9 protein-coding genes are annotated in these 12,670 nt (G+C 62.5%); 2 read left to right on the top strand and 7 right to left on the bottom strand.

Annotation, left to right across the window (positions count from 1 at the left end; all coding sequences use genetic code 11):
- The first annotated feature begins 215 nt into the window (after window positions 1–215).
- Window positions 216–1,436 carry an acetyl-CoA C-acetyltransferase gene (locus QM609_RS04140; protein ID WP_050654605.1) on the top strand — a complete coding sequence of 407 codons (1,221 nt, stop codon included), beginning with the start codon at window positions 216–218 and terminating at the stop codon, window positions 1,434–1,436.
- A 5-nt stretch (window positions 1,437–1,441) separates the two neighbouring features.
- On the opposite strand, the gene QM609_RS04135 is transcribed toward QM609_RS04140, so the two are convergent.
- The 5 genes from QM609_RS04135 to QM609_RS04115 form a co-directional block, all read right to left on the bottom strand.
- Window positions 1,442–2,638: a CaiB/BaiF CoA transferase family protein gene (locus QM609_RS04135; RefSeq protein WP_003940302.1), complete on the bottom strand. Its 1,197-nt coding sequence runs from the start codon at window positions 2,636–2,638 to the stop codon at window positions 1,442–1,444.
- Between the two features lie 72 nt (window positions 2,639–2,710).
- Window positions 2,711–3,451: a 3-oxoacyl-ACP reductase FabG gene (fabG, locus tag QM609_RS04130; RefSeq protein WP_003940214.1), complete on the bottom strand. Its 741-nt coding sequence runs from the start codon at window positions 3,449–3,451 to the stop codon at window positions 2,711–2,713.
- A 42-nt stretch (window positions 3,452–3,493) separates the two neighbouring features.
- Window positions 3,494–4,660, bottom strand: a complete 1,167-nt coding sequence (locus QM609_RS04125; protein ID WP_050654604.1) for an acyl-CoA dehydrogenase family protein — start codon at window positions 4,658–4,660, stop codon at window positions 3,494–3,496.
- A gap of 120 nt (window positions 4,661–4,780) precedes the next feature.
- Complete coding sequence (locus QM609_RS04120; RefSeq protein WP_042448562.1) at window positions 4,781–6,301, bottom strand: acyl-CoA synthetase; 1,521 nt, start codon at window positions 6,299–6,301, stop codon at window positions 4,781–4,783.
- 45 nt (window positions 6,302–6,346) lie between these two features.
- Window positions 6,347–7,144 (bottom strand): enoyl-CoA hydratase, encoded by a 798-nt coding sequence (locus QM609_RS04115; protein ID WP_042448564.1) that lies wholly within the window; start codon window positions 7,142–7,144, stop codon window positions 6,347–6,349.
- Window positions 7,145–7,253: 109 nt separating this feature from the next.
- On the opposite strand from QM609_RS04115, the gene QM609_RS04110 reads away from it, so the two are divergent.
- Entirely contained in the window at window positions 7,254–8,684 is a 1,431-nt protein-coding gene (locus QM609_RS04110; RefSeq protein WP_003940108.1) for a coniferyl aldehyde dehydrogenase, read from the top strand.
- A 36-nt stretch (window positions 8,685–8,720) separates the two neighbouring features.
- On the opposite strand, the gene QM609_RS04105 is transcribed toward QM609_RS04110, so the two are convergent.
- Window positions 8,721–10,643, bottom strand: coding sequence for an SEC-C domain-containing protein (locus QM609_RS04105; RefSeq protein WP_228232246.1), 1,923 nt, complete (start codon window positions 10,641–10,643; stop codon window positions 8,721–8,723).
- Window positions 10,644–10,678: 35 nt separating this feature from the next.
- Window positions 10,679–12,661, bottom strand: a complete 1,983-nt coding sequence (locus QM609_RS04100; RefSeq protein ID WP_283337037.1) for an SEC-C metal-binding domain-containing protein — start codon at window positions 12,659–12,661, stop codon at window positions 10,679–10,681.
- Window positions 12,662–12,670 lie beyond the last annotated feature (9 nt).

The following is a 12,670-nucleotide window of genomic DNA, read 5'->3' as shown; positions in this document are numbered from 1 at the left end:
GAGACGCTGCATCCATTCAATCCCCGAACGGTATATGTGTCAAAGTCGATTTCGCATACGAACCGTATGGCGGAAACTATGTCCGAACAGGTCGTTCCTGCTGTTGACAACCGCGCCACGTGTGCTGGATATTCGAGAGGCCAGGTCGCGGTGGGCCCTTCGATCGGCCCGTTCACGCGACGCATTCCCCACTCTCCTCGAGACAGGCGCATTCCATGCACGACGCAGTCATCTGTGAACCCGTTCGCACCCCGGTGGGCGGATTCGGCGGAGTCTTCAAGGACGTTCCCGTCACCACACTCGCCGGCACTGTTGTGCGTGGCCTCGTCGAACGAACCGGCATTGCGTCCACCGATGTCGACGACGTCATCTTCGGTCAGGGGTACGCCAACGGAGAGGCCGCGGCCATCGGACGAATCGCGGCACTCGACGCCGGTCTCGACGTGTCCGTTCCCGGAATACAACTCGATCGCCGTTGCGGTTCGGGATTGCAGGCGATCATCTACGCCGCGATGCAGGTACAGACTGGGATGAGTGATCTGGTCATCGCCGGCGGCGCCGAGAGCATGAGCGGAACCGAGTTCTACTCCACCGACATGCGTTGGGGCACAAAGCGCCCTTCCGTCGAGTTCCACGACCGATTGGCCAAACCGCGCACGAACTCCGGCGGAGTCAACTTTCCGGTGGAAGGCGGCATGATCGAGACCGCTGAGAACTTGCGCCGGGAGTACTCGATCACCCGCGACGAGCAGGACCGATACGCGGTGCGATCGCACGAACGGGCCGTTCACGCCCAAGACAGTGGGTACTTCGACGACGAGACCATTCCCGTTTCGGTGCCCGGACGCCGTGGTGAGCAGGCAGTCGTCACCCAAGACGAGCATCCGCGCCGAGGGATACAACTGTCCGATCTTGCTGCACTGCGCCCCATTCGAGGTCGCGTCGACCCTGAAGCAACAGTCACCGCCGGAAACGCCTGCGGCCAGAACGACGCCGGAGCCGCGGCCATCGTCACCACTGCGGCCAACGCCGAACGGCTGGGCCTGCGGCCGTTCGCGAAACTGGTCAGCTGGGGTGTGGCCGGTGTGGAGCCGAACCGGATGGGCATCGGACCGGTGCCTGCCGTGGCGAAGGCTCTCTCCCGTGTCGATCTGTCGCTGGACGACATCGACCTCATCGAAGTCAACGAGGCCTTCGCCGCCCAGGTTCTCGCGTGCGCCAAAGCCTGGGGATTGAGCGCGCAGGACATCGAGGAACGCTTCAACGTCAACGGTTCCGGAATCTCGCTCGGACATCCTGTCGGCGCTACCGGTGGGCGGATCCTCGCCAATCTGCTGCGCGAACTCGACCGGCGCAAGGCACGGTACGGGATCGAGACCATGTGTATCGGTGGCGGACAAGGGATTGCCGCGGTGTTCGAGAACCTGCGACGCTAGAAGCGTTAACCGATCGATCCGTCGCGGCGAAGTTCCGCGATCCGGTCGCCCGTAAGTCCCAACTCGGCCAGCAGAGAATCCGTCTGCTGGCCGAGTGCCGGAACGTCACCCATGCGCATTTCGACATCCGAATACGTCATCGGAGGCAGCACGGCATCGATCGGACCGTTCTCGGTGCCCACGGACCGCCATCTGGCACGCTTCTCCAGCTGCGGATGTTCCAGCAGACCGGCCATGTCGTTGAGTGCCGCGGCCGGAACACCAGCGGCGGCCAGACGCTGATCCAGATCTGTCGTCGAGTACAGACGCGTCAGAGAGCCCACCAATTCGTCCACCTCGCCACGGTTTTCGACGCGCACGATGTTGGTGCGGTAACGCGGATGATCGACCAGATCCTCTCGCTCGAACACGTCCACCATCAGCGCTCGCCATCCACGGTCGTTCTGGACGCCGATCAGGATTTCGCCGTCGGCCGTGGGATACGAATCGTAGGGAACGATCGCGGCATGGCCGAGACCGACACGTGGAATCTGCTTGTCCGCATACATTTTCATGTACATCGGATGGCCCAGCCACTCGACGGTGGAATCGAACATCGAGACCTCGACGAGCGCTCCCTTGCCCGTTCGCTCTCTACGGAACAGGGCGCTCAGAATCGAAGTCAGCGCGTACATTCCTGCTGCGATGTCGGAGACCGGGATGCCGGTCTTGGTGGCCGTCTCCGGTGTGCCTGTCACGGAGATCATTCCGGTCTCGGCTTGGACCAACATGTCGTAGGCCTTGCGCTCGCGCCGCGGGCCGGCACTGCCGTAGCCGGACATGTCGATCACGATGAGCCGTGGGTATTTATCGCGCAGTTCCTCCGCGCCGAACCCCAGTCTCGCGGCTGCGTCGGGAGCCAGGTTCTGCAGGAACACATCGGCTCGCGCGACCAGATCGAGAAGGATCTGCCGGCCGGCGTCCGACTTCACGTCGACGGCGATCGATTCCTTGGAACGGTTGAGCCACACGAAGTGTGATGCCTGACCGTGAACCGCCTGGTCGTAGTGACGCGCGAAGTCACCCTCGCCGACGCGTTCTATCTTGATCACCCGCGCACCCATGTCCGCGAGATGTCTGGTGGCGAGCGGTGCCGCCACCGCCTGTTCGAGTGCAACTACGGTGATTCCGTCGAGCGGAAGATCCGAGTTCGGCTGTCCCATGTCAGTAGTCACCCCAGAAGTTTTACACCCAGAATTCTCACACTCTGAATTCTTGCACTCGAACAGGACGGATCAGATGTGGCGGCCGCCGGTGATCTCGAGAACCGTGCCGGTCATGTAGCTCGAGAGGTCGCTCGCGAGGAACAGCACAACCGAAGCAACTTCCGAAGGCTCGGCTGCGCGCCCCATCGGAATCTCGGCAAGCTTCTCGTTCCAGATCCGTTCGGGCATCGCCTCGGTCATCGCCGTGCGGACCAGTCCGGGCTGAACGGCGTTGACGCGAACGTTCTTGAACGCGACCTCTTTTGCCGCGGCCTTCGTCAGACCGACGATCCCGGCCTTCGCGGCCGAGTAGTTGGTCTGCCCGAGCATGCCCACCTTGCCGGAGATCGACGAGATGTTCACGATCGCGCCCGTCTCACGCTCGCGCATGCGGGCGGCGGCAGCGCGTGTTCCGTTCCAGGCGCCCTTGAGGTGAACTGCGATCACGTCGTCGAAGTCCTGCTCGGTCATCTTCCGCATCGTGGCGTCGCGCGTCATGCCGGCGTTGTTGACCATGACATCGACTGGACCGAAAGCGCTTTCGGCCAGATCGAGCATGGCCTCGACCTGTCCGGAGTCACGCACGTCGCAGGAAGCGAAACGGGCGACCGACTCTCCACCGAGTTCGGCGACCGCAGCCGTTCCCACGGTTTCGTTGATGTCGCCGAGAACGACGGTCGCGCCTTCCTTGATGAAGGTGCGCGCAATTTCGAGCCCGATGCCCTGGGCTCCGCCGGTCACTACCGCAACCTTGCCGTCCAACAATCCCATGTCCACTCCGTTCGTGAGGTTAAAGCTCGTCTGGAAAATGTGTCAGCGCTGGTATTGCTTTTTCGCTTGCGCCACGAGCCCACCACCGAGAATCAGACGCTGGATCTCGCTGGTTCCCTCGTACAGGCGCAACAGGCGAACTTCACGGTAGATGCGTTCGACCGGAACACCGCGCATGTACCCGTTGCCCCCGTGGATCTGCACGGCGAGATCTGCGACCTTGCCCACCATCTCGGTGCAGAAAAGCTTTGCCGCCGAAGGCCCGAGACGGCGATCCTCACCGCTGACGTACCGCGCGGCCACCTCGCGCACCATCGCGCGCCCTGCCATCACACCGGCTTGCTGGTCTGCCAACATCGCTTGAACCAGCTGGAAGTCGCCGATCGCGGTGCCGCCCTGTTCCGTGACCACGGAGAACGCGACAGATTCGTCGAGCGCTCGCTGTGCTGCTCCCACCGAAAGCGCCGCGATATGGACTCGTCCGCGCGCGAGAGACGTCATCGCTGCGCGGTATCCGGTGTCCTGGTCGCCACCGACGAGGGCCGACTCGGGAACTCGGACGTTGTCGAAGGTGACCTCGGAGGTCCAAGCACCTTCTTGACCCATCTTCTTGTCCTTGGGACCGACCGTGACACCTGGCGTGTCAGCCGGAACCAGGAACACTGCAATTCCCGGACCATCGGAATCCGCCGGGCGAGTGCGCGCGAACACCACGAACAGCTGCGCCAGTGGAGCATTGGTGATGAACCGCTTGTTGCCGTCGATCACCCAGTCGGATCCGTCCAGAACGGCCTTGGTCCGAAGGCCGGCCGGGTTGGAGCCCGCGCCGGGTTCGGTGAGAGCAAAGGAAGCCACGACGTCGCCGGAGGCGATGCGCTCGAGCCACTGAGCCTTCTGCTCGTCGGTACCGAAGCCGACCAGCACCTGCCCGGCAATTCCGTTGTTGGTACCGAACATCGAACGCAGCGCCAGGGACGTGTAGCCGAATTCCATTGCCAGTTCGACGTCTTGGGTGAGATCGAGTCCGAGCCCACCCCATTCCTGAGGGATCGCGTAACCGAAGAGCCCGATAGCTGCGGCCTTCTTGCGTATGTCCTCAGGAATGGCGTCGGTGTCGGCTATCTCCTGCTCACGCGGAACTACTTCCTTACGGATGAACTCCCGCGCAGTCGCCAAGATATCTGCGAAGTCATCTGCGTCGACCTGCATTCCCACCACTCACCTTGCTGTTTCCGAAGTCCATGCCGTCCCCCGAAGTCAATACCGTGAGGCAATCGGAGTCAAAGACCTGAAAACGAACCGAAGGTAAGGCAGAACCTATAGCAAGCTTCAGACGGTGCGCAGTTCCCGCTTCAGTAGCTTGCCGCTCTGGTTGCGCGGAAGCTCGGCCACGAAACGGACATGCTTGGGCACCTTGAACGGAGCGATTCGCTCCTTGACGTGGGCAATCAACGCCTCGGGCGTCAACTCGTCGTTGCCGTCCTTGAGCACGACGATCGCGGTGACGGCCTCGATCCACTTGTCGTCGGGCGTACCGATCACGGCAACTTCTGCCACGGCTGGGTGCGTGTAGACCGCATCTTCGACCTCGCGTGACGCCACCAGGATGCCGCCGGTGTTGATGACGTCCTTGATCCGGTCGACGACCGTGATGAAACCTTCTTCGTCCCGCACGACCAGATCGCCCGAATGGAACCAGCCGTCACGGAAGGCCTCGGCGGTGGCTTCCGGATTCTCCCAGTAGCCGTTGCACAGCTGCGGTGAGCGGTAGAGAACCTCGCCGGACTCACCGTCGGCAACATCGTTTCCGTCGGCGTCGACGACGCGGGTTTCGACGAAGAACACCGCGCGACCACAGGAAGACGGGCGATCAGCATGCTCGCTGGGCTGGAGAACTGTTGCCAGTGGGCCGATTTCGGACTGACCGAAGCAGTTGTAGAAACCGATGTCCGGGTAGCGCTCGCGCAGACGATTGAGCACGGTGACCGGCATGATCGAGGCGCCGTACTGCGCCTTCTTCAGCGAAGACAGATCGCGGGTCTCGAGGTCCGGATGGTTGGCCAGCGGTACCCACACGGTCGGCGCCAGGAACAGCGATCCGATCTTTTCGGCTTCGACACGGCGCAGGATTTCCGGGATGTCCGGCGCCTGCATCAGACTGACCGTCGCGCCGACGGACAGGTACGGCAGCATGAAGACGTGCATGCCCGCGGAGTGGTACATCGGCATGCAGATCAGCGGGTTGTCGTTCTTGTCGAGGCCGAGCGCGATCACCGAGGACACGTACTCGTGAACCAGTGCACCGTGAGACATCATGGCGCCCTTGGGCTTCGAGGTGGTGCCCGAGGTGTACAGGAGTTGCGCCAGATTGGTCGACGTCGCCCGCGGTTCGAAGACCGGCACCTCGCCTGCCTCACCGATCGTGACGACGGACAGTTCCGCGTCCCGCAGTGCGATCACGTGATCGAGATCGAGGTCGGAGCGTACCGAGTCGAGCGTCGGCGCCAATGCCGGATCCACCAACACCGCGCGGGCGCCTGACTGCGCCACGAGGTACCGGAGTTCCTCCCCCTTCAGTGCGTAATTGACCGGAACATGCACCAAACCTGCTCGTGCACAGGCAAGAAATCCGATTGCATAGGCGTCGGAGTTGGTTCCGTATGCCGCGACGCGGTCGCCGTGTTCGAGCCCCAGACCGAGCAAGTAGGCGGCGACCCGCGTCACCGCGTCGTCGAGTTCGCGGTAGGTGCGAGTGCGATTTTCGAAGACGACGGCTACACGGTCGGGGTACTTGGCTGCCGAGCGCCGAAGCACTCCGTCGACAGTGTTGGTGCGTGGATCCAGGCTCATGCGCCTCAGGTTATAGGACGTCCAACTAAACCGGAAGAGCGATCGTTACTTATTGCGCCATTCGGGCTTTCGCTTGTCCACAAAGGCCTGCATACCTTCCTGAGCGTCGCAGGTCACGGCGTTGGTTGCCATAGTTTCCGCCATCGCCTCGTACGCCTGCGCTTGCGGAAGATCGATCTGGCGATAGAACGCCTGCTTACCGATCTTCACCGTCAAGGGGCTGGCCATCGTGACCTTGGCGGCCAGTTCGCGCACCTCTCGGTCCAGGTCTTCGGGCGCGACGACGAAGTTCACCAGACCCCAGTCCGCAGCGGTGTCGGCGTCGATCGTCTGCCCGGTGAGCAACATCTGCATCGAGCGCTTGCGCCCTACTGCCCTGCTCAGCGCCACCATGGGCGTCGAGCAGAACAGTCCGATCTTGACGCCCGGCGTGCCGAAGACAGCATTCGACGCAGCAACAACCAGATCACACGACGCGGCCAGTTGGCAGCCCGCCGCGATAGCCGGGCCCTGTACTGCGGCAATCACCGGCTGCGGAATCCGCTGTACGGTCTCCATCATCTCGGTACAGCCGTCGAAGATCGCCCGCTCGTCCTCGAGGGTTCTCCCGATCATCTCCGTCAGATCGTGTCCGGCGGAGAACACCGGGCCTTCGGCGCGCACGATCACGACCCGCACGCGCTCGTCTACAGACAATTCGACAAGGGCAGCCGTCACCTCACGCATGGTCTCCGCCGAGAGCGGATTGCGCCGCGCCGGCCGATCGAGCGTCAGGAAACCGAGTCCCACCGATTCCTCGACGGAAATCTTCACTGCAGTGTCTTCTACCTGTGTCTGCGACATGTGTTCTCTCTACCAATCGAATCCGTCCCGGTCAACGAGACGAAAAGGACATCCACTCGCACCGCGTCGATACGGTCCGGTCAATACTTCGCCACTACGAGGAGTGCCCATGAGCACCGATGCCGCCGTCACCACTGATCTCGAAGAGATTCTGCGCGCTCAGCAGGAAGCAACTCGAGCCGCTGGTCTTCCGTCCGCGCAGACACGACGCGAGCGCATTCAACGCGTCGTCGATCTCCTGGTGGCAAACCACAAGGATCTGACCGAGGCGATCAACGAAGACTTCGGCGGTCGAATCCCGGCCTACTCGGTGATGAATGACGTTCTCGGGTCGATGGTTTCACTCAAGCACGTTCGTGATTCGCTCGAAGAGTGGATGATTCGCTCACCGAGAGCTACCGGAGCGATGCAGGACCAGTTGGGTGCCACGGCGTACGTGTCGTACCAGCCGAAGGGTTCGATCGGCATCATCGGAACCTGGAATGCTCCCCTTTTCACTCTCCTGAGCCCGCTCGCCTGCGCCCTCGGAGCAGGAAATCGCGCCGTTCTCAAACCGTCGGAGATCGTGCCCAATACTGCGGCCGTCCTGGCCGAGGCGGCGCGTCGAACTCTCGACCCCGTGGAGGTCGCGGTGGTGACCGGCGGCCCGGAAGTCGCTGATCGGCTGACGTCCCTGCCTTTCGACCACCTCGTCTTCACCGGCAGCACGACCGTCGGAAAGCTGGTCATGGCCAATGCTGCGAAGAACCTGGTGCCGGTCACCCTCGAACTCGGCGGCAAGTCACCGAGCGTCTTGAGCCGCAGTGCCGATATCAGCTCTGCTGCTTCGCGTTTGGCTATCGCGAAGTCCACCAACGCCGGTCAACTCTGTGTCTCTCCCGATCTGATCTACGTTCCGCGCGAGAACACGGAAGCATTCATCGACGCGTTCACCGACCAGTTCACGGGACTGTTTCCCACGATTGCCGACAACAAAGACATGGTCTCGATAGTCAGCGATCGTCACCTCGCACGCATCGAGGGGTACATCGCGGACGCCGAAGAACGTGGGGCACGAATCATCACCGTTCCCGACGAAGAACTCTCCGCAGACACTCGTCGTCGCCCACTGCGAATCGTGGTCGACCCTCCGACCGACGCGCAGATCATGAAGGAGGAGATCTTCGGGCCGGCCGTCGTCGTCTTGCCGTACGACCAACTCGACAACGTCGTCGCCGACATCAATTCACGACCGAAACCGTTGGCGCTGTACTACTTCGGAACCGATCTGGACGAGAAGGAATCCGTACTCGAACGGACCGTCTCGGGCGGCGTCACCATCAACGACGCGATGTCTCACCCCGGGCTGAGCGACGCACCCTTCGGCGGCGTCGGAGCTTCGGGCATCGGGCACTACCACGGCCGTGAGGGTTTCCTCGAGTTCAGTCACGCGCGAACGGTATTCGAAGCAGCGCAGCATGACCCACGCGGTGAATGGGGAATGCTCCCGCCGTACGGTGAGGGTTTCGAGCAGATGATGTTGGCTCAGGTAACGCCCTAGGGCCTCCGGCCCCGTGCGCCTTTTTGGTAGTTCGCGCTACCGGAAAGGCGCACCGGCAAGGCCGCGGCTGAGGAACTCCACCAGCTGACCCGGCTCGGTGTCCTCAGACTCGATCAGTTGGATCAACTCCTTCTTGTCTTCTACCGCAAGCGGTTCGATGCCACCGAACGTGCGCATCGTGGACCCGGCCGGAAGAACACGAGCACACACGAGCGTGCCTGGCTCGAGGTTCAGCGAGCCCCACTCGTCCGTGACCTTCACCAGATGGCCGTTGCGGACGTCGCTGAGGGTCACCAACTGTCCCGGCTCCGTCGAGGCGACCTTGTACACCGAGCGCGGAATCGACAACCACTGATCGGCCAGTTCGCGTTCGTCGGCAGGCAGCAGTTCTCCGCGGCGCTCGACAAAAGCTGCGAAAATACCCGCATCGAACAAGGCAGCGTCGACGGCCAAACCACCTTCGACGGCCAGCGTCAGTGCTTCTTCGCTGTTGAACTGCTCGGCACGGATGAGCGCAAGATCGAACACGGCGTCGAAGTACTCCGGCGTGCGCGAGAACAACTGAGCCTTGACGTAGAGCCAGCTGGCCCGGTCGTCGAACGTCACCTCGGACTTACCGAGATGGCAAACCTTGAACTTTCGACCGGAACCGCACCAGCACTTGTCATTTCGTCCGAGTTCGGGGTGCTCGGCCGGGGCGTAGCGCTGAAGAACCTCGTGCAGAACCTCGGACTCGCCACCCTCGATTCGGCCCAGCAAAGCCAGCGCGCGCGTCACATCGCTTCGATCGGCGGCCAGTAGCGCCAGATCGAAGATCGCGGGAGTCCAGTCGGGATCGAGATCGTGCGCTGATTCGTACGACGCCTCAGCGGCCAGGATCTTGCCGAGACGATCCGAAGCCTTGCCCGCCAGCCAGTGCGCTGCCGGCTTGACACGACGCGACCCTTTTTCGGCGAGAGCAGTTGCAACAGAATGCAATACGGAATCATGATCGTCGAGTTCGGACAACAGCTCCAACGCTGCCGCAGCCGCGGGCGGCTCGGCGAGGCCTGCGAAGGCCTGCGGATCCTCCTTGATCTTCTTGCGCGCCCAGTCCGAGACATCGTCGACGCCTTCGGCTTTCGCGGCCATGACCACATCGACGAAGGCGATCACCGACGCTGCTTCTTCGGGGTGCAGATTCTCGCGGACCTCGAGCATGCGAGCCCGGTTCGCCAGGTGGTACGCCTCGAAATCGAATCCGTCGACCGCAACGTAATCACCGTCGCGGACGTAACCTGCCGCCTCGAGCATCTCGCCCAGCGGTGCGGTCGGCTGACGGAACAGCGACGGCTCGTCGAGCATCAATTGCCAGACAATGGCATCGAGGGTGTCAGCACCGGTGTCGGCGAGGACCGTCCCCAGACTCTCGCCGAATCCGGGTGCGGGATCCAGTACCTCGGGGATGGTGCAGAGTGTCAGCTCACGGTCAGCGACGAACAATCCGATCAAGTCACCTACCGAGCACTCGGCAAGGGTGTCGGTGTCGAGCAGAAAGCCTTCGTCGTGTGGGAACTCCGGATCTTCGATCCCACGATCAGCCAAAAGATCGTCGTCGGTCCCGCGGTGCACGACGCTGATGCCGTGGATTTCGTCGTCGTCACGATCGAGGAAAACCCGCAGCATCATCAGATCGGGGTTCGCGTCGAGAACGCCGGACCTGATTTCCGCTTCGGTGAGCCGATGGGTCAACACTCGATGCTCGAACAACGTGTCGAGGGCGGCGTACCGTTCCTCACTCAAGTATCCGAGCAACGGGTCCTCGACGTACTCGACGAATTCGGTCATGTCCTCGGCTGTACCGTGCCCGGCGTCAGCCAACAGGGTGCCCCAGTCCGCCGCTGTCTGCGGGCCGTGCTCACGCAACAACTCCATCGCGGCTTCGGCGATCAAGTCATTGGCATCCATCGGTTCGTTCACCTATCCAACTTTAACGGGGTCGACTCGATACATCGTCACCGGTCATCGGTCGAGTGATCGGCGCCTCCGCGCAACTCGCGCACCAGTTCTTCGGCCTCGAGATCTTCTGAAGCGAGAACCTCGAGTACCCTCGCGGCCTGCGATTCCGTAGCCATGACCACAACACCCACCGCAAACGCGCCAGTGGGGGCCGTCAGGACCCGAGCACTGATCACATCACCTGGCTCGCCTTCGACCGAGTGAGCAACCGTGACGGTCTCCTTGGACCCACGATCGAGCAGCACGACGCCGGTGTCGGACGTTTCGATCACCTCGTACACCGACCTCCGGATTCCGGGCCACTGTGCGGCTGTCACAACTTCCGCCTCCGGAAGTAGTTCGCTGCGTCTGGCCAAGAATTCGGCAAAGATTCCACCCTCGAACAGAGCGACGTCCAGTGCCGATCCGTCGAAGATCGTGGCCGCGATCAGTTCGTCCTCGGAGAGATTTTCGTTTTCGAGATCGTCGAGCCCGGTCACGATGTCGACGAATTCGGAGGCAAACGCAAACAGGCATGCCTTCTTGTACAGCCACCGACCGTCCGCCTTGACGGATTCATCGGCCTTTCCGAGGTGGCAGACCTTATACTTGCGGCCGGAACCGCACCAACACTTGTCGTTTCGCCCGAGTTCCGGGTGATCGGCTGGGACGAAGTCCTGCAGTACGGCGTAGAGATTCTCTTCACTTCCGCCGTCGATCCGCCCGAGCAGTGACAGCGCCCGGGTCGCATCGCCGCGGTCCGACGCGAACTGAGCCAGCTCGAACAAGGCCGGACCCCAACCGGATTCGGCAAGGAGCGCTTTCTCGTAGTGCGCCTCCGCTTCGAGGACGCGCCCCAGCCGATCGACAGCCTTACCGGCGAGCCAATGAGCCGCCGCCCTGACCGACCGTGGCCCTCGCTCGGCCAGTTCGGAGGCAAGCGCTTCGAGGATTGCGTCGGTCACCGGGTCCTGATTCCGAAATCCGAGATCGAACACGGCCACTGCAGCACCCGGATCTGCCAGTGAGACAAAAGAGTCCGGAGCAGCGCTCACATGACGGTGGGCCCAGTCCGCGATATCGAAGTCGGCGATGACCGCGTCGGTGTATCCGCGGTCCGCCAGATCGACAAACGCAACGGCAGAGACTGCCTCGTCGTGGGTCAGGTCGTAGGTACTGGCCACCAAGGCTGTCCGAATCTGCAGGTCGTAGGCGTCGAAGTCGAATCCCCGTCGGGCCAGTAGCTCACGCTCGTGCTCGCATGCCGTCCCACATGCGGGGGCTACCGCCGAGGCCGCCACCGACATAACCGTCGGCGGCCTGGAACAGTCCGTGCGGAACGAGCGGATGTAACCTGCCACCTCGAAGATCTCACCCAGCGGCGCAACAGGAACCGTGAAGAGTGACGGATCCTCGATCAGGAGTTGCCAGCACACAGAATCCAGGGCCTCGACTCCGTCCTCCTCGAAGAGTTCGCCGAGCGCCGGAGCAAGATCGGGTTCGTCCTCGATCTCGACCAGACGAAACGCAAGTGTTCCGTCTTCGACAGCCAAGCCGACGAGATCACCGTCGGCGCACTCGCCGAGGGTTCCGGCCGGAAGTACCACAACTCGTCGACTCCGGAAGGGAGCAGCTCCGCGTTCGGAGGCTGCTTCTTCCGCCAGGGCCACCCGGATCGCCCCGTCGTCGTCGCCGAATGCCAAGATCGGTTCCAGGTCGGGGCTCGCGTCAAGGATGTCCGACGCAATTTCGACTTCGCTGAGCCGGTGAGTGAACACGAGCCCTTCGAGGACCGTGTCGAGAGCGACGTACTTTCCGTTGGGCAGGTACCCGAGCATCGGTTCGGACAGGTACTCGAGTACATCGGCCAACTCGGTCGCAGTTCCGTACTCCTCGAGATGGGTCGCCCACTCTTCGAGACTCAGCGGGCCTTGCTCGCGCAGAACAGCCAAAGCAGCGGAGGCAATGGAACCGGCAGCGTCGTCGTCGAAATCAGTCACCCGCCAATG

The sequence above is a fragment of the Rhodococcus sp. IEGM 1302 genome (assembly GCF_030056935.1).
GTDB classification, from domain to species: Bacteria; Actinomycetota; Actinomycetes; order Mycobacteriales; family Mycobacteriaceae; genus Rhodococcus_F; species Rhodococcus_F qingshengii.
This window is presented reverse-complemented; position numbering and strand designations above follow the sequence as displayed.

Excerpts from the sequence above, each read along its gene's own strand:
- QM609_RS04140 (WP_050654605.1), top strand. The coding sequence starts at position 216 with ATGCACGACGCAGTCATCTGTGAACCCGTTCGCACCCCGGTGGGCGGA.
- QM609_RS04135 (WP_003940302.1), bottom strand. The coding sequence starts at position 2,638 with ATGGGACAGCCGAACTCGGATCTTCCGCTCGACGGAATCACCGTAGTT.
- fabG (WP_003940214.1), bottom strand. The coding sequence starts at position 3,451 with ATGGGATTGTTGGACGGCAAGGTTGCGGTAGTGACCGGCGGAGCCCAG.
- QM609_RS04115 (WP_042448564.1), bottom strand. The coding sequence starts at position 7,144 with ATGTCGCAGACACAGGTAGAAGACACTGCAGTGAAGATTTCCGTCGAG.
- QM609_RS04125 (WP_050654604.1), bottom strand. The coding sequence starts at position 4,660 with ATGCAGGTCGACGCAGATGACTTCGCAGATATCTTGGCGACTGCGCGG.
- QM609_RS04120 (WP_042448562.1), bottom strand. The coding sequence starts at position 6,301 with ATGAGCCTGGATCCACGCACCAACACTGTCGACGGAGTGCTTCGGCGC.
- QM609_RS04110 (WP_003940108.1), top strand. The coding sequence starts at position 7,254 with ATGAGCACCGATGCCGCCGTCACCACTGATCTCGAAGAGATTCTGCGC.